This is a genomic window from Dermacoccus sp. BD5 (assembly GCF_044878485.1).
Lineage (GTDB): Bacteria > Actinomycetota > Actinomycetes > Actinomycetales > Dermatophilaceae > Dermacoccus > Dermacoccus nishinomiyaensis.
In genome coordinates, this window is record NZ_JANJER010000007.1 from 124,147 (window position 1) to 140,754 (window position 16,608).

Sequence of the window (16,608 nt, forward strand, 5' to 3'; positions counted from 1 at the left end):
GACCTCCGGGGCTCAGCGCGTCGAACCCAGCCCGCGGTTGACGGCCACCTGATACAGCGTCACGGACGTAGCGATGCCGGCGTTGAGCGACTCGACCGCGGAGCTCATCGGCACCGAGACGATCTGGTCGCACGTCTCGCTGACGAGACGCGACAGGCCCTTGCCCTCGGAGCCGACGACGACGACGAGCGGCCGGTCGGCGAGCTCGAGGCCGGGCAGGTCGACGTCACCGTCCATGTCGAGGCCGATGACGAAAAAGCCCGCCTTCTTGAACTCCTTGAGCGCGGCCGTCAGGTTGCTCGCCTGCGCGACGGGGATGCGTGCCGCGGCGCCCGCCGATGTCTTCCACGCCGACGCGGTCATGCCCGCGCTGCGACGCTGCGGGATGACGACGCCGTGGCCGCCGAACGCCGCCGTCGAACGCACGATGGCGCCGAGGTTGCGGGGGTCGGTGATGCCGTCGAGCGCGACGACGAGCGGCGTGCCGGGCAATTCGGGGTCGATGAGGTCGCTCGGATGCGCGTACTCGTACGGCGGCACCTGCAGCGCGAGGCCCTGGTGCACCGCGCCGTCCGTGAGCCGATCAAGTTCACCGCGCGGCGTCTCGAGCATCGCGACGCCCTGCTCCTGCGCGATCTTGAGCGTCTCGCGCACGCGGTCGTCGGAGTCGATGCGGCTCGCGACGTACAGCGTCGCGGCAGGCACGCCGACACGCAACGCCTCGAGCACCGAGTTGCGCCCGGCGATGATCTCGCTCGACGTCCGGTCGCGGCGCGCACCGCTCGAACGTCGCGCGTTGGGCGCGTTCTTGGCGGCGCCGGAGCGCTGCGCCGACTTGTACGCCTTGTGGTTCGGGCGCTCCTCCGCGCGCGGCGTCGGGCCCTTGCCCTCGAGCCCGCGTCGGCGCTGACCGCCGCTGCCGGTCGTCGCGCCCTTCTTCGACGCTCCCTTGCGGATCGCACCGCGGCGCGATGAGTTGCCTGGCATCAGTCGTTGTCCTTTCGACCCGTACGCGCCACGCTCCAGCGGGCGCCGTCGGGGGTGTCTTCGACCACGACGCCGGCGTCGGCCAGCTGGTCGCGGATGATGTCTGCCGTCGCGAAGTCCTTCGCCGCACGTGCGGTCTTGCGTTGCTCTACCAGAGCGTCGACGAGTGCGCCCAGCGCACGCTTCGTCTCGTCACCGCCGGCCGATCCGTTGCCCGACCACTTCGGGTCGAGCGGGTTGACGCCGAGGACGTCGGTCATCGCGGCGACCTGCAGCGCGAGCTCTTCGACGCGCCGCACATCGGCCTCGTCGATGGCGGTGTTGCCCTCGCGGATGGCGTCGAAGCACGCTGCGAGCGCGCCGGAGACGTTGAGGTCGTCGTCCATCGTCGCGACGAACGCCTCGGGCAGTTCGACGTCGGCGAGGTCGGCGCTCGTCAGGACGGCGTCCTCGCCGAGGGCGCGACGCAGGAAACCCTCGATGCGCTCGACGGCGGCGTTCGCTTCCGCCAGCGAATCGGACGTGTACTCGATCGTCGAACGGTAGTGCACCGAGCCGAGGTAGTAGCGCAGCACGAGCGGGCGCACCGTCTTCGTCAGCTCCGTGACGGACAGCGTGTTGCCGAGCGACTTGCTCATCTTCTCGCCGCTCAGCGTCACCCAGCCGTTGTGCATCCAGTAGCGCGCGAAACCGAGACCTGCGGCGCGTGACTGCGCCTGCTCGTTCTCGTGGTGCGGGAAGCGCAGGTCGATGCCGCCGCCGTGGATGTCGAACGTGTCACCGAGCCAACGACGCGCCATCGCGGAGCACTCGAGGTGCCAACCGGGGCGCCCCTCACCCCACGGCGTCGGCCAGTTCGCGGACGCCGGCTCGTCGGCCTTGCGGCCCTTCCACAGCGCGAAGTCGCGGGGGTCGCGCTTCGCACGCGGGTCGGCGTCAGCGGCGTCTTCCATGTCGTCGAGCTTCTGCCGCGTCAGCGCGCCGTACTCGTCGAAGCTCTTCACGTCGAAGTAGACGTCGCCCGAACCGTCGGCTGCCGGGTAGGCATGGCCGCGCTCGATGAGCAGTTCCATGAGTTCGACCATGTCGGTGACGTGCCCTGTCGCGCGCGGCTCGTACGTCGGTCGCTGAACGCCGAGGATGTCGAGCGCGTCGCTCGTCTCACGTTCGTGAAGGTAGCTCCACGCGAACCAGGGCTCCCCCGCCTCCGCGGACTTGCGCAGGATCTTGTCGTCGATGTCGGTGACGTTGCGCACGAGCGTGACGTCGTAGCCGTGACCGCGCGTCAGCCAGTTGCGCAGCACGTCGAACGCGACGGCGAAGCGCAGGTGACCGATGTGCGGCGAACCCTGCGTCGTCAGCCCACAGATGTAGATGCCGACCTTGCCGGGCTCAACTGGTTCGAAGTCGCGCAGTTCGCGCGTGGCGGTGTCGAAGATCTGCAGGCTCACGCCGCACAGTCTATCGGCGACGCGCAGCCCTGACGCCCCGCCCGGGCGCCTGCCCACCATCGAGCGGCGCAGCGTCGATCAGTGGCTCAGGAGATCCACTGCTGCCAGGTGAGGTTCCAGTCGCCCTCGCCGTTCGTCACGGAGACGGGGTTGTTCGTGCCCTTGGAGACGAACAGGTTGCCGGGCAGCACCTTGTCGTAGAACCACTTCGCGTCGGCGGCCGACAGGTGGAAGCATCCGTGCGATGTGTCCGCCTTGCCGATGAGGTCGTCCCAGGGTGCGGCGTGCAGGTAGGTGCCCGATTCGGAGACCTGAACGGCGTTGTTGATCTGCTCGTCGTAGTAGTTCGCCTCGCCGGGCGTGCAGGAGATGCCGACGCTGCACGACGTCATGCGTACCGTCCGCTCCTTGCCCGTCACGACCATCTTGCCGGTGAGGCTCTCGAAGCCCTTCTTGCCACCACCCGACTTCATGACGCGGGTGACCTTGCCACCCTCGCTGACGGTGACCTCGTGCGTCGCGGGGTCGTACACCGCCTCGAGGTCGGAGGTGACGTCGAAGCCGACGTCACCGAGCGTGCCCGCGCCCCAGGTCTGGCCGATCGGCATGCCCTGGATCGAGCCGGTGACAGTGACGCTGTCGCCGACCGGCCACTTGTTCTTCGGGCGGTAGTCGAGGCGCGTCGGGCTGACCCAACGCCACGCGCCCTCCACGTTCGCCGTGTCCTTCACGGTGAACCGCTTGGCGACCTCGGCGCGCTGCGCCTGCGGCACGGCCTGGCTGAACGTCAGCACGACCGGCTGAGCGTTGCCGACGTTCGAGCGCTTGAACGGCCTGACGGCGTAGAGGCCGGTCGTGCTCGCACCGTTCGCGGCGGCGAGGAGGGTCCGCGAGTTCGTCGCGCTCTGCCCGTCCGAGGTCTTGGCCGTGGCCGTCACGGTGTACGAGCCGCTCTTGGTCAACAGGCCGGCCGGCGTCCAGGTGCCCGCGCTCGCGTCGTAGTTGCCCTCGACGCTCTTGCCCGCCGCGTCGGTGACGGTGACGTCCGTGACCTGTGCCGAGCTCGAATCGGCGCCCTTCGCACTCACCGTCACCGGCTGCGACAACCCCAGGGGCGAGCCCTGGGCGACGTTCGAGGCGATGGTGATGGTCGCCGCAGGCGCGGCACTCGACGAACTCGCCGGCGACCCGGGCGGTTCAGCGCCCGAGTGCGTTCCCGCCGCCGAGCCCCCAGCGCCCGACGACACGTTCGCCGCGGGCGCCGAGTGATTCGTGTCCGAGGAGCATCCGGCGCCGACGGCCCCGAGCGTGATGACGCCGACCAGGATCGCCCCGGTGTGCACGAGGCGACGATCGGGGCGGGTGTGGGCGAGGGGCAGGCTCGACGGGCGACGCATCCTCTCAGTCTGCGCCACGTCCGTCGAACCACCGCGCAGGAACACGCGGGTCACCCTCGGATGCTCACTGCTCGGACCCGGCTCCGATCGTGGCGCTCTCGGCCGCGATGCTCGTCGCGTCACCGTGGCCCGTCAGGACGGTGGTGTGGCCCGGCAGCGTGAACAACGACGTGCGGATCGAGGCGAGCAGCGTGTCCTCGTCCGAGTACGACCGACCGGTCGCACCGGGGCCGCCCTGGAACAACGTGTCGCCCGTGAACACGACGTCGAGCGCCTCGAGGTACAGACAACACGCGCCCGGCGCATGCCCCGGGGTGTGGATGACGCGCAGGGTGGCCCCTGCGACCCGCAGCTCGTCCCCGTCGCTCAGCGACTCGTCGGGCGCCCAGTCGTACGTCATGTCCCACAGCACGCGGTCGCCCGGGTGCAGGTGGACGGGCGCACCTGTCGCGGCGCGCACGTCGGCGGCGGCCGTGATGTGGTCATTGTGGGCGTGCGTGCACACGATGGCGACGACCTCGCGGCCCGCGACGGCGTCGAGGATGGGCGCCGCCTCGTGAGCCGGGTCGACGATTATCACCTGCTCGTCGTCGCCGATGAGCCAGACGTTGTTGTCGACGTCCCACTTACCGCCGTCGAGCTCGAAGGTGCCGGAGGTGACGACGCGTTCGATGCGCAGATCGCCGTCGGCGACGACGGCTTCCGGGCCCGCGGGGGCGCTCACAGTTCCACCACCGAACGCAGCACCGAACCCTCGTGCAGCTTCTCGAACGCCGACTCGACGGCGTCGATGCTGATGCGCTCGGTGACGAAGGCGTCGAGGTCGAAGCGGCCCTGCTTGTAGAGGGCCACAAGCGCCGGGAAGTCGCGCTCGGGCAGGCAGTCGCCGTACCAGCTCGACTTGAGCGCGCCACCGCGACCGAAGATCTCGATCATCGGCAGTTCGATCTTCAGATCGGGCGTCGGCACGCCGACCATGACGACGCGGCCGGCGAGGTCACGGGCGTAGAACGCCTGCTCGTACGTCTCGGGGCGTGCGACGGCGTCGATGACGACGTCGGCGCCGAACCCGCCGGTGAGTTCGCGGATCTTCTCGACGGCGTCGACGTTCTTCGAGTTGATCGTGTCGGTCGCGCCGAACTTCTTCGCCGTCTCGAGCTTCGCGTCGTCGATGTCGACGGCGATGATGCGCGCCGCACCGGCGATCTCGGCACCGGCGATGGCCGCGCACCCCACCCCACCGCAGCCGATGACGGCGACGGACTCACCGCGTTCGACCTGGCCGGTGTTGACGGCCGCACCGAACCCGGCCATGACGCCACAGCCGAGCAGGCCGACCGCGGCTGCGTCGGACTCCTCGACCTTCGTGCACTGGCCGGCGGCGACGAGAGTCTTGTCGATGAACGCGCCGATCCCGAGAGCGGGCGTCAGCTCCGTGCCGTCCTCGGCCAGCGTCATCTTCTGCGTCGCGTTGGCCGTGTCGAAGCAGTACCAGGGCTGACCCTTCTTGCACGCACGGCATTCGCCGCACACGGCGCGCCAGTTGAGCACGACGAAGTCGCCGACCTCGACGTTCGTCACGCCCTCGCCGATCTTCTCGACGCGCCCGGCCGCCTCGTGGCCGAGCAGGAACGGGAACTCGTCGTTGATGCCGCCGTCGCGGTACGACAGGTCGGTGTGGCAGACGCCGCACGCCTCGACGTCGACGACCACCTCACCGGGGCCGGGGTCGGGCACGACGATGTCGACGAGTTCGACCGGGGCGTTCTTGCTGCGGGCGATGACGCCCTTGACCGTCTGGGACATATCGAAAGATCTCCTCGTGTGGAAGGTGGCTCGACGGGTCGGTGCACCGCTTCGAGGTGGCTTCGGCGGATGTGCCCGACTTTGGTTCCAATGTAGTACCCGGCGCTGATAACCCCGTCATCACAAGGGTTTCAGCGCCCGAGGCGGGGAATCAGGAAACCGCCATCACGGCGTGACACAGCTCGAACGGGTGGCGCCTCAGGCGCGCGGCACGATGAGCGCGGTCGCGATGGCCGCGATTCCCTCGCCTCGGCCCGTCAGCCCGAGCCCGTCGCTCGTCGTGCCGCTGACCGAGACGGTCGCGCCGCCGAGCGCATCCGATAGCGCGGCCTGTGCCTCGTCGCGACGCGATCCGATCTTGGGGCGGTTTCCGACGATCTGCACGGCGGCGTTGCCGATCTCGTACCCGGCCTCGCGCACGAGGCGCGCCGCCTCGGCGAGCAGCGTCACGCCGCGGGCGCCGGCGAGTTCGGGGCGGTCGACGCCGAAGTGCTGCCCCAGGTCGCCCAGCCCGGCAGCCGAGAAGAGCGCGTCGCACAGGGCGTGCGAGGCGACGTCGCCGTCCGAGTGACCTTCGATGCCACGCTCCCCCGGCCATGTCAGACCTGCGAGGGACAGCTCCCGCTCGTCGTCGGCGAGCGGGTGGATGTCGACACCGATCCCGGTGCGCGGCAACGACGTCGACACCGGCGACTCAGGCTGACCGGACGATGAGACGGTGTGCGTCATGACTGACCTCTCGGGTGGGTGTCGGTGACCTCGCCGGCGACGGCATCGTCCGCGGCGAGCAGGTGCTCGGCCAGCACCATGTCGAGCGGCGTCGTCACCTTGAGGGCGAGATCGTCACCGGCGACGACGACGACGTCCGCTCCTGCGAGCTCGACGAGCGCGGCGTCGTCGGTGGCGTCGGCGCCGCAGGCGTGGGCCGCGAGCAGCGCCGAGCGCCGAAAGCCCTGCGGCGTCTGGATCGCGCGCAACGCGGCGCGTGCGGGAGTCGACGCGACGACCGTCTGTGCCGCCCGCGCCTCGACGAGCTTGATCGTGTCGACGACGGCGACGCCCGGCACGACCGCGTCAGCGCCGTCGTCGAGAGCCGCCAGCACCCGAGCCACGAGCGACGGCGGCGCGAGGCACCGCGCTGCGTCGTGGACGAGGACGGCGTCGCACGACGCATCGAGCGCGGCGAGGCCCGCCCGCACCGAGTCGCTGCGCTCCGCGCCGCCGCCGACGCGCGTGACGAGGGTGGGGTCGAACTCAGCGAGAGCTTCGTCGAAGTCGCTCTCGTGCGTCGCCGGAGTGACGACGACGACGTGCGACACGCCGCCCGCCGCGAGGATGCGGCGGACGGCGTGCGTCACGAGGGGAGCCCCCCTCAGGGTCACGAGCGCCTTGGGTCGGCCCGCCTTGAGACGGGTGCCGAGCCCGGCGGCGACGACGACGGCTCCGGCGTTCAGGACGCGAGGACCTCGTCGAGCGTGGCTTCGGCCTTGTCCTCGTTCGTGTGCTCGGCGAGCGCCAGCTCGGAGACGAGGATCTGGCGGGCCTTGGCGAGCATGCGCTTCTCGCCGGCGGACAGGCCGCGATCCTGGTCGCGGCGCCACAGGTCGCGCACGACCTCGGCGACCTTGATGACGTCACCGGAGGCGAGCTTCTCGAGATTTGCCTTGTACCGGCGCGACCAGTTGGTCGGCTCCTCGGTGTGCTCGGCGCGCAGCACCTCGAACACCTTCTCGAGGCCGGCCTTGTCGACCACGTCACGCACGCCGACGAGGTCGCAGTTCTCTGCAGGGACTTCGATGGTCAGGTCGCCCTGAGCCACGTTGAGCACGAGGTACTGCTTGTCCTCGCCCTTGATCTTGCGCACCTTGATCTCTTCGATCGTGGCGGCTCCATGGTGCGGGTAAACGACGGTCTCGCCGACTTTGAATTCCATGTGGTAATAGCCCCTTTCGCGACCCCAAGAATACCACGCAGCCGCGCCATTCCGGGCAAAACGACGGCGTCCCCAACCTCGCCACCGGCCCATAGCACACCCCGATGAGGCCCCTTCGCAGGTGCGTGCGGTGCGCGACACGCGGCGAATGGCGAAAAAGTTGTGTGTCGATTCGGTCACCTCTGCACCCGGTGCGCGCATGCGCGCGGCGGTGGCGATACTCTTGGGCACGTGACGCGACGAATCATGAACCCCCAGCGCCGCCGCGCAGGCGTGCTTCTTGCCGCCGTGACGCTCGGCGCCACCCTGACCGGCTGCGGCCAGGTCATCAACCCGTACACGACGGAGCTGCAGTACGACCCCGCTGACGGTGTCTCTGCCACGGTGGGTGACCTCAAGGCCGTCAACCTGCTCATCGTCAACGACGACAAGACGCACAAGGGTGCTCTCGAGGGCCTCGTCTACAACAAGGCGAACGAAGATCGTCAACTGACGCTCTCCGTCGCGGGCACCGACACGCAGGTCACCGTTCCCGCAGGCCAGAGCGTGCGCCTCGACGGCAAGGCGAACGGCAACGGCTCCGCCAAGGTCAGCCCCGTCGAGGTCGCCTCGATCGGCGACTCGAAGCCGGGCGACCAGATCGACATGACGCTCAAGGCCACGCCCGGCGGCTCGACGCAGGTCGCCGTCCCGGTCGTGCTCGACCAGTACCCGTACGGCTCAGCCTCGGTCGAGCACGCCGAGGACGTCGAGCCGAAGGAGGGCCACGACGTAGGCATCAGCGAATCGACCCCCGCCCCCACGGGCGAAGAGGAGAAGGGCACGTCCGTCACGAGCCACTAGTGTTCGCGTCCCACGCCTGACGAAGGCCGGCATCCTGCGCGGGATGCCGGCCTTCGTCGTGCGCCGGGGGTGCGGGTGGTACGCAGGGTCCTCCGCGTCAGGCCTCGAGCTTGTAGCCGAGCCCACGCACCGTCAGGATGTGCTGTGGCGAGCCAGGGTCGGGTTCGATCTTGGCGCGCAGGCGCTTGATGTGGACGTCGAGGGTCTTGGTGTCACCGACGTAGTCGCTGCCCCAGACACGGTCGATGAGCTGCATGCGAGTGAGGACGCGCCCCTCGTTGCGCATGAGCATCTCGAGCAGTTCGAACTCCTTGAGCGGCATCGCGACGCCCTTGCCCCCCACAGTGACGACGTGACGTTCGACGTCCATCGCCACGGGCCCGACGACGAGCTCGTCGCTCTCGCCCGCCTCCGCCTCGCCGCGGCGGCGCAGAACGGCCTTGATGCGCGCGAGCAACTCGCGCCCGGAGTACGGCTTCGTCACGTAGTCGTCGGCGCCCATCTCGAGGCCGACGACCTTGTCGATCTCGCTGTCCTTCGCCGTCAGCATGATGATGGGCACGCTCGAGCGGCTGCGCAGCTCGCGGCACACGTCGACGCCCGACATGCCGGGCAGCATGACGTCGAGCAGGACGAGGTCCGCGCCGCCGCGCTCGAAGGCGTCGATGCCCTCGGGGCCGGTGGCTGCGACGACGGCCTCGTAGCCCTCCTTCTTCAGCATGTACGCGAGCGGTTCCGAGTAGGACTCCTCGTCCTCCACGATGAGAATGCGCGTCACTGGACTTCCTTCGTCGGGGCGCCGCTCGTCGCGAACACCGGGCGGGCTGAGGGGGTGAGGGGCGCGTCGGGGTCGGCGAGGTGGTGCTCGCGCTCGGCGCTCCAGCAGGGGAACTGCATCTCGAACGTCGAACCTACGCCCGGTTCGCTCCAGACGCGGATGCGGCCGCCGTGGTTGGCGCACACGTGCTTGACGATGGCGAGCCCGAGACCGGTTCCGCCGGTCTGACGGGAGCGTGCGGGGTCGACACGGTAGAAGCGTTCGAAGATGCGCTCGACGTCGGCCGCGGACAATCCGATCCCCTGGTCGGTGACCTGCACGGCCACATCGTCGTCGTCGGTCGTGACGACCACGGAGATCCGCGTGTCCGCCGGCGAGTAGTTGACGGCGTTGCTCACGAGGTTGCGGATGGCCGTCGTCAGCAGGTTCTCGTCGCCGAGGACGACGTGCGATTCTTCGTCCGCGCGCAGCAGGACCTCGATGTTGCGGCTCTCGGCGAGCAGCCGTGTCTCCTCCGTCGCGCGGACGGCGCACTCGCCGAGGTCGACGGGCTTGGCCGCGGCGACGGTGTCGGCGCCCTGCAGGCGCGACAGGTCGACGATCTCCTGCACGAGGTTCGCGAGGCGCACCGTCTCCGTCTTCATGCGGCCGGCGAAGCGCGCGACGGCCTCCGCGTCGTCCGCGGCGTCCTCGACGGCCTCGGCGAGCAACCGCAACCCGCCGACGGGCGTCTTCAGCTCGTGCGAGACGTTGACGACGAAGTCGCGGCGCGTCTCCTCGATGCGACGCGCTTGCGTCCTGTCCTCGACGAGCACGACGACGAGGTCGTCGTTGAGGGGGGTGACGCGGACGCCGAGGTCGACGCGGGCGTCGTCGATCGGGCCGCGCGGCAGGTCGAGGTCGCCTTCGACGGTGCGGCGTTCGCGACGTGCGAGGCGCACGACCTGCTTCATCTCCTCGTGCCGCAGGTCGACGTCGCGCACGAGCCCGAGGGCGGAGGCGTCCTCGCTCGAGGCGACGACGCGGTCAGAACGGTCGACGAGGAGCCAACCCGAGCGCAGCAGGCGCAGCAGGCGCGCGGCGTCCTGCGACAGCATGCGCGGCACGAGGTCGGTCGTTGACGCGGCAGGGGTGTCGATCAGGCTCGGCGCGGCCACGGCTGTCGCCGCGCCCCTCGTCTCCCCTTGCGGCGGTCGTTCGGGACGCCGACCGAGCGCGTATCCCCCGCCCAGGGCCAGCGGAGCGGCGACGGCTGCACCGGCGGCGAGGGCGAGGAGGTCTGACACAGGGCAAGGGTACGCACACCATGACCGCGGGCGGCGCCCTGAGCGCGGGCGCCTCACACATGTCGCCGGATGTTCACCTTCGCGCTTGTCTTCGTTCATGAGGTCATGGAAACGTCTGCTGGGAACCACCGCAGGGTGGTCATCCGCCATGCCTGCACGCGCTCCACGGAGCCAGCCTGAGGAGGACGCGAATGCGCGACGCATTCCACGAGGATCTCGACAAGATCTCCGACCAGCTCGTCACGATGACGACGATGGTGGCCACCGCTCTCGAGCGCGCCACCGCCGCCCTGCTCGAGGGCGATCGCACCGTCGCCGAGAGCGTCATCGCCGCCGACGACGACATCGACACGCTGCGCCGGGAGATCGACGACCTCGCCGTCGACCTGCTCGCTCGCCAGCAGCCCGTCGCCACCGACCTGCGCATGGTCGTCACGGCGATGCACATGAGCTCCGACATCGAGCGCATGGGCGACCTCGCCCGTCACATCGCGAAGGTCGCCCGCATGGCGGCCCCGAACCTCGCCGTCCCCGACGACATGCGCCCGATCATCGCCGAGATGGCGGCCGTCGGTCAGCGTCTCGTCAAGGCGACCGGTGATGCGATCTCGTCCAAGGACGTCTACGCGGCCGTCGAGATCGGCCGTATCGACGACGCGATGGACGAGCTGCACAAGAAGGTCTTCACGACGCTGCTCGACAACTGGCAGCACGGCATGGAGGCCGGCGTCAACGCGACGCTGCTGTCGCGCTACTACGAGCGCTTCGGTGACCACGCCGTTGCCGTCGCCGACCGCATCGTCTACCTCGTGACGGGTCGCTACGGCAACCCGGACGAGGGCCTCTCGCGCGACGCGCACTGAGGATCAAGCTCGTCGTCGCGGGGCTGAGGGCCGAGCCTGCGAGGCCAGCCAGCTCCAGCGTCGGCGAGCGTTGACGAAGCGCGCAAGACAAAACGCGCACTGAGGATCAAGTTCGTCGTCGCGGGGCTGAGGGCCGAGCCTGCGAGGCCAGCCAGCTCCAGCGTCGCCGAGCGTTGACGAAGCGCGCAAGAGAAACCGCGCACTGAGGATCAAGCTCGTCGTCGCGGGGCTGGGGTCCGAGCTTGCGAGGCCAGCCAGCTCCAGCGTCGGCGAGCGTTGACGAAGCGCGCAAGAGAAACCGCGCACTGGGCACCAGATCTGATGAAGCCCGCCACACCGATCGGTGTGGCGGGCTTCATCAGATGCGGGTGCTTACTTCTTGCCCTGATTGGCGACGGCGGCAGCGGCTGCGGCGGCGGCTTCGGGGTCGAGGTAGCGTCCACCCTTGGTGACGGGCTCGAAGTTGTCGTCGAGTTCGTAGACGAGGGGCATGCCGGTGGGGATGTTGACGCCGACGATGTCGTCGTCACTGATGCCGTCGAGGTGCTTGACGACGGCGCGCAGCGAGTTGCCGTGCGCGGCGAGCAGCACCGTCTTGCCGTCCTGCAGGTCGGGGACGACCTCGTCGTGCCAGTAGGGCAGGAAGCGCTCTATGACGTCCTTGAGGCATTCCGTCAGCGGCGCGTCGTCGCCGAGGTCGGCGTAGCGCGGGTCGGCGTCCTGGCTCCACTCGCTGCCCTTCTCGATGGGCGGCGGGGGCGTGTCGAAGGAGCGGCGCCACGTCATGAACTGCTCTTCGCCGTACGTGGCGAGCGTCTCGGCCTTGTTCTTGCCCTGGAGGGCGCCGTAGTGCCGCTCGTTGAGGCGCCAGCTGCGCTTGACCGGGATCCAGTGACGGTCGGCTGCGTCGAGTGCGAGGTTGGACGTCATGATGGCGCGGCGTAGCAGCGACGTGTGGACGACGTCGGGCAGGATGCCGTTCTCGACGAGCAGTTCACCGCCGTGCGTGGCCTCGGCCCTGCCCTTGTCGGTGAGGGGCACGTCGACCCACCCGGTGAACAGGTTCTTGGCGTTCCAGTCGGACTCTCCGTGACGGAGCAGGATCAGCGTGTGCGTCATACCTCCAGCCTATCGCCGACGCCCGCGCGAGGGTGGGGCGTCACTGCTCGGTGGTCGGATCTTTCGCCGTCGCCTCATCGTCCGCCTTCGCCTCGTCGTCGCGGTCGTTCTCGAGGAGGTGGCGGAAGGCGTCGAGGTTGCGCGTCGACTCGTCGTGCGTGACGCGCCAGTGCCATTCTTTTTTCATCGACGACAGGAAGCCACGCGCGAGGACGTCGTTGAATATGCCGTCGCTCGCCTCGAGCATCGCGCCGAGCAGGACGTCGAGGCCCGCCGCGTCGAGCCCCGCCAGCGGCAGTCGGCCGGTGAGGTAGACGTCGCCGGAGGAGTCGATGCCGTAGGCGACGCCCGGCAGGCGCAGGTTGCGCTGCAGGAGTAGCCGGTAGACGTCCTCGTGGTTCTCGTCGGGGTTGCGCACGACGAACGCCATCGCCTTGAGCGTGCGATCCCCGACGACGAGCGAGACGACCGTCTTGAGCTTCTTCTCCCCCGGCAGCGTGACGACGAACTCGCGCTCGCGCGCCCCGAGATCCCATTCGAGGCCGGATGCCTCCAACCATTCGCGCACGAGGGTGGTGGCGGCTTCGACCAGGTCAGCGTCAGACATGACACCAACCTACGCGGCCGTCGCCGCTCGCGGCATCACCCCGTCAGGCCTTCACCCCGTCAGGCCGTCGGGCTCTCAGACCGTCAGACCGTCACGGCACGATGGCGCTGGGCACCCCGGCGAGCGCACGGGAGGCGTCGATGTCGGAGCTCGTCTCCCGCCGGCACGCGTCCTCATAGACGGCGAGGAGCTTGTCGACGCTCGCGTCCCAGCTGTGGTCCTGAGCGTGGCGGGCGGCGCGGCGGCCCAGTTCATCGATGCGTGGCGGGTCGTCGAGCAATGCGGCGAGCTCCTGCGCCCACGTCGCCGGGTCGTGGCCGTCGACGAGGACGCCGCCGTCTCCGACGGCCGCCGGCAGCCCACCGACCGCCGCGGCCACGACGGGCGTGCCGGAGGCGGACGCCTCGATCGCGACGAGCCCGAACGACTCGCTGTGCGACGGCACCGCGACGACATCCGTCGCATGGAACCAGGTGACGAGTTCGCGCCGCGAGACGGGCGGCACGAAGTCGACGACGTCCTTGACGCCCAGCTCGCGCGCGAGCGCCTGCAGCGCGAGGGGCTTGTCGAGGCCTGAGCCCGACGGCCCGCCGACGATGACGAGTCGCAGCTTCTCGCGGCGCCACGGGGCGTCCTCGATCATGCGAGCGACGGCACGCACGAGGACGTCGGGCGCCTTGAGCGGCTGGATGCGGCCGACGAAGAGGACGACGTCAGCGTCCTCCTCGAAACCGAGTTCCGCTCGCGCAGCGTGACGTTCGGCGACGATGTCCTCGCCCGCGCTGAACACGTCGAGGTCGACGCCGGGGGTGACGACGGTGACCCTCGCCGGGTCGGCTCCGTAGAGGTCGATGAGTTCCCGGGCCTCGCCGGGGGTGTTGGCGACGAGCGTCGTGGCCGCGTCGACGACCTGCTCCTCACCGATCTCGCGCCCCGCCGGCTCGGGAGTGTCGCCCGCGGCGAGCTGACTGTTCTTGACCCTCGCCATCGTGTGCATCGTGTGGATGAGAGGCACCCGCCACCGGTCGGCCGCGAGCCACCCGACCTGGCCGGAGAGCCAGTAGTGGGAATGCACGAGGTCGTAGTACCCCTCCGGCTTCGACGCGCCGACCCGCATCATGCCGGCCGCGAACGCGCACAGCTGGCCCGGCAGATCGTCCTTGCCGAGCCCCTCGTACGGCCCGGCGGCGATGTGGTGGACGGTTACGCCGGGCGCCAGTTCGACCTGCTCACCCACGGACGCGCTCGTGCGCCGCGTGAAGATGTCGACGGCGACGCCGCGTTGCGCGAGCCGCTTCGCCGTCTCGACGACGTAGACGTTGAGGCCGCCCGCGTCACCCGTCCCGGGCTGCGACAGCGGTGAGGTGTGGACGCTCACCATGGCGACGTGCTTGACCTCGCGCTCAGGAGCCTCACCGGACGCCGAGGTGGCCGGACTCGTCGTTCCTCCGCGCCCGTCCGACGGTGCGGCGGAGGCGCTCCGCGGCCCCGGCCGGGCAGCTGCATCGTTCACGTCGGATTCGTCCACGACATCGGCAACGGTAGATTCGCCACGTGCATTCCCGACCCGTCGGCGCCGTCACCCGCGGCACGACCAACGCCAACCGGCTGCGCCGCCAGGACCGGTGGCTGGCGGGGCCGCAGGCCTGGCGCCTGCGCCGCTCGGAGGGCCCGCCCGTTGTCGTCGATCTCGGGTACGGCGCCTCCCCCACCACCGCCGTCGAATTGCACACGCGGCTGCGCGCGGCGCGCCGCGACGTGCGCACCGTCGGCATCGAGATCGAACCGAGCCGCGTCGAGATGGGCCGCCGACTCCTCGCGCGCACACCGCTCGAGGGGTTGAGCTTTGCCCGCGGCGGTTTCGAGGTGCCGCTACCGGGCGGCGAGCGCCCTGTCATCGTGCGGGCCGCGAACGTGCTGCGTCAGTACGACGAGAGCGGGGTGGCCGACGCCTGGGCGCACGTGCTCGAGCGGTTGGCGCCGGGCGGGCTGCTGCTCGACGGCACGTGTGACGAGCTGGGGCGCCGCTCGACGTGGGTGGCGCTCGAGGCGAGCGGGCCCGTCAGCCTCACGCTCTCCTACCGCCTCGCGGGCCTCGCCGACCCCGCGGACATCGCCCCGAGGCTCGTCAAGGCCCTCATCCACCGCAACGTGCCCGGCGAGCGCATCCATGACTACCTCGCTGCACTGTCACACCACTGGACGCTCAGTGCGCCGCTGGCGCCGCACGGGGCTCGTCAGCGGTTCATCGCGACGGCCCGCGCGATGCGGGCGTCGGGCTGGCCGCTGCTCGACGACGTCCACCGCTGGCGCCTCGGCGAGATCACCGTCGCCTGGGCAGCCGTGGCACCCGCGGACGACGGCGCCCGCATCACTCGTCGTTGAGCGTCGCGACGAACAACCTCGCGCCCCGCTCACCGGTGACGCGCGCCGGTGGGTCGCCCGCCGGCCACCACGCGCACTCCAGGGGCCCGAGCACGAGACGCTCGTCGGCGCACTCGACGCTGACGGGCGCATCGAGCGCGAGCAGGAGACCGGGCGCGCCGTGGGCGGGCACGTCAAGGGGCTCACTCTCGGGTCGAAGCTCCCACAGCGCGAAGTGCGGCACCTCGGAGTGGTACCGCGACATCCCGGGCTGCGGGCGCCGGGGTTCGTCCGCCGTCACGGGCGTCGACACGTCGACGATGGCGAGCAGTTCGGCGACGTCGACCTTCTTCGGCGTCAACCCGCCGCGGACGACGTTGTCCGAGTTCGCGAGGATCTCGACGCTCGTGCCGCGGACGAAGGAATGCAGGACGCCGGCGCCGATGAAGTAGCTGCGCCCGGGCGTCATGAGGTGGTGCTGCATTGTGAGCAGGACGACGACGCCGATGTCGCCCGGAAACTGCTCGTGCACGGTGAGGACCGTGCGCAGGGCGCGCGCCTCGGCGTCGTCCTCGATCGTCTTGACGACGCTCTCGAGCGCCGCGACGACCTCCTGCACGAACGGGCCCTGACGCTCCGTCTCGAGCGTGAGGATCATGCTGAGCAGCGCGTGCTCGGGACGCTCGGTGCCGCGCGCGGCGTCGATCATCGCCTCGAGGCTCACGAGGCCGAGCACGCGGAGGCGCTCCTGCACCTGCGCGAAAGGCAACGAGCCGGCGAACGCCTCGCTCTCGACGAGGGGGATCCACGCCTCCGGCTTCGGCCACGCATCGGAGTAGGTGCCCTCCGGCGCCGACGCCGCGCGACTCGCGTCCGGGTGCGCCTGGATGGACAGTGCCTTGTCGGCCGCGAGGATCTTGAGCAGGAACGGCAGACGGTCGCCGAAACGCTCACGCGAGCGGGCACCGAGATGGTGGGCGTGGTCGCTCGCGATGTGCTCGTCGAGGCCGCAGCGACGTCCCCCATGATCGAACGTGCCAGGCCCCGCTTCGTGGGCCCCCACCCACAGCTCGGCCTCGGGTTTCTCGCTCGGCGCGCGCCCGGCGAGGCTCGCCAACGCCTCACGCGAACCCCACGCGTAATCCTTGATGGCCGGCTCGAACTTCAGCACGGT

General features: G+C 70.0%; 17 protein-coding genes. 3 read left to right on the plus strand and 14 right to left on the minus strand.

Features of this window, described 5'->3' with window-relative positions:
- Window positions 1-12: 12 nt before the first annotated feature.
- The 8 genes from rlmB to NQ706_RS07395 form a co-directional block, all read right to left on the minus strand.
- Entirely contained in the window at window positions 13-987 is a 975-nt protein-coding gene (gene rlmB, locus NQ706_RS07360) for a 23S rRNA (guanosine(2251)-2'-O)-methyltransferase RlmB (RefSeq protein ID WP_006946440.1), read from the minus strand.
- A complete protein-coding gene (cysS, locus tag NQ706_RS07365) occupies window positions 987-2,438 on the minus strand; it encodes a cysteine--tRNA ligase (RefSeq protein WP_038569313.1) in 1,452 nt (483 codons plus the stop codon). The genes rlmB and cysS overlap by 1 nt, the downstream gene beginning before the upstream one ends.
- Window positions 2,439-2,524: 86 nt before the next feature.
- On the minus strand, window positions 2,525-3,889 hold the full coding sequence (locus NQ706_RS07370; RefSeq protein ID WP_038569315.1) for an Ig-like domain-containing protein: 1,365 nt from the start codon (window positions 3,887-3,889) through the stop codon (window positions 2,525-2,527).
- Window positions 3,890-3,899: 10 nt separating this feature from the next.
- On the minus strand, window positions 3,900-4,559 hold the full coding sequence (locus tag NQ706_RS07375) for an MBL fold metallo-hydrolase (protein ID WP_051806139.1): 660 nt from the start codon (window positions 4,557-4,559) through the stop codon (window positions 3,900-3,902).
- Entirely contained in the window at window positions 4,556-5,641 is a 1,086-nt protein-coding gene (locus tag NQ706_RS07380) for an S-(hydroxymethyl)mycothiol dehydrogenase (protein ID WP_038569317.1), read from the minus strand. The genes NQ706_RS07375 and NQ706_RS07380 overlap by 4 nt, the downstream gene beginning before the upstream one ends.
- A 198-nt stretch (window positions 5,642-5,839) precedes the next feature.
- Window positions 5,840-6,370 carry a 2-C-methyl-D-erythritol 2,4-cyclodiphosphate synthase gene (gene ispF / locus NQ706_RS07385; protein WP_051806141.1) on the minus strand — a complete coding sequence of 177 codons (531 nt, stop codon included), beginning with the start codon at window positions 6,368-6,370 and terminating at the stop codon, window positions 5,840-5,842.
- The gene (ispD, locus tag NQ706_RS07390) at window positions 6,367-7,095 is read right to left on the minus strand and encodes a 2-C-methyl-D-erythritol 4-phosphate cytidylyltransferase (protein WP_165583998.1); all 729 of its coding nucleotides are present in this window, start codon (window positions 7,093-7,095) and stop codon (window positions 6,367-6,369) included. Before ispD ends, ispF begins: the two co-directional genes overlap by 4 nt.
- Window positions 7,092-7,574, minus strand: coding sequence for a CarD family transcriptional regulator (locus tag NQ706_RS07395; RefSeq protein ID WP_006946459.1), 483 nt, complete (start codon window positions 7,572-7,574; stop codon window positions 7,092-7,094). Before NQ706_RS07395 ends, ispD begins: the two co-directional genes overlap by 4 nt.
- A 231-nt stretch (window positions 7,575-7,805) precedes the next feature.
- On the opposite strand from NQ706_RS07395, the gene NQ706_RS07400 reads away from it, so the two are divergent.
- The gene (locus NQ706_RS07400) at window positions 7,806-8,417 is read left to right on the plus strand and encodes a hypothetical protein (RefSeq protein WP_006946420.1); all 612 of its coding nucleotides are present in this window, start codon (window positions 7,806-7,808) and stop codon (window positions 8,415-8,417) included.
- Window positions 8,418-8,514: 97 nt separating this feature from the next.
- On the opposite strand, the gene NQ706_RS07405 is transcribed toward NQ706_RS07400, so the two are convergent.
- Together NQ706_RS07405 and NQ706_RS07410 are read right to left on the minus strand one after the other, a co-directional pair.
- The gene (locus tag NQ706_RS07405) at window positions 8,515-9,195 is read right to left on the minus strand and encodes a response regulator transcription factor (RefSeq protein ID WP_038569328.1); all 681 of its coding nucleotides are present in this window, start codon (window positions 9,193-9,195) and stop codon (window positions 8,515-8,517) included.
- Window positions 9,192-10,481 carry a cell wall metabolism sensor histidine kinase WalK gene (locus NQ706_RS07410; protein ID WP_235181945.1) on the minus strand — a complete coding sequence of 430 codons (1,290 nt, stop codon included), beginning with the start codon at window positions 10,479-10,481 and terminating at the stop codon, window positions 9,192-9,194. Before NQ706_RS07410 ends, NQ706_RS07405 begins: the two co-directional genes overlap by 4 nt.
- A gap of 191 nt (window positions 10,482-10,672) precedes the next feature.
- Between NQ706_RS07410 and phoU the strand changes: the two genes are divergently transcribed.
- Window positions 10,673-11,344, plus strand: a complete 672-nt coding sequence (gene phoU, locus NQ706_RS07415) for a phosphate signaling complex protein PhoU (RefSeq protein WP_038569331.1) — start codon at window positions 10,673-10,675, stop codon at window positions 11,342-11,344.
- 372 nt (window positions 11,345-11,716) lie between these two features.
- On the opposite strand, the gene NQ706_RS07420 is transcribed toward phoU, so the two are convergent.
- From NQ706_RS07420 to mshA, 3 genes are all read right to left on the minus strand, one after another.
- Window positions 11,717-12,463 (minus strand): phosphoglyceromutase, encoded by a 747-nt coding sequence (locus NQ706_RS07420; protein ID WP_038569333.1) that lies wholly within the window; start codon window positions 12,461-12,463, stop codon window positions 11,717-11,719.
- 40 nt (window positions 12,464-12,503) lie between these two features.
- The gene (locus NQ706_RS07425) at window positions 12,504-13,070 is read right to left on the minus strand and encodes a YbjN domain-containing protein (RefSeq protein ID WP_038569334.1); all 567 of its coding nucleotides are present in this window, start codon (window positions 13,068-13,070) and stop codon (window positions 12,504-12,506) included.
- A 91-nt stretch (window positions 13,071-13,161) separates the two neighbouring features.
- On the minus strand, window positions 13,162-14,598 hold the full coding sequence (mshA, locus tag NQ706_RS07430; RefSeq protein WP_081873733.1) for a D-inositol-3-phosphate glycosyltransferase: 1,437 nt from the start codon (window positions 14,596-14,598) through the stop codon (window positions 13,162-13,164).
- Window positions 14,599-14,624: 26 nt separating this feature from the next.
- On the opposite strand from mshA, the gene NQ706_RS07435 reads away from it, so the two are divergent.
- Window positions 14,625-15,455 carry a methylase gene (locus NQ706_RS07435; protein WP_038569336.1) on the plus strand — a complete coding sequence of 277 codons (831 nt, stop codon included), beginning with the start codon at window positions 14,625-14,627 and terminating at the stop codon, window positions 15,453-15,455.
- Here the strand turns inward: NQ706_RS07435 and manA are convergent.
- Window positions 15,442-16,605, minus strand: a complete 1,164-nt coding sequence (gene manA, locus NQ706_RS07440) for a mannose-6-phosphate isomerase, class I (RefSeq protein ID WP_051806143.1) — start codon at window positions 16,603-16,605, stop codon at window positions 15,442-15,444. The two genes, NQ706_RS07435 and manA, sit on opposite strands and share 14 nt — an antisense overlap.
- Window positions 16,606-16,608 lie beyond the last annotated feature (3 nt).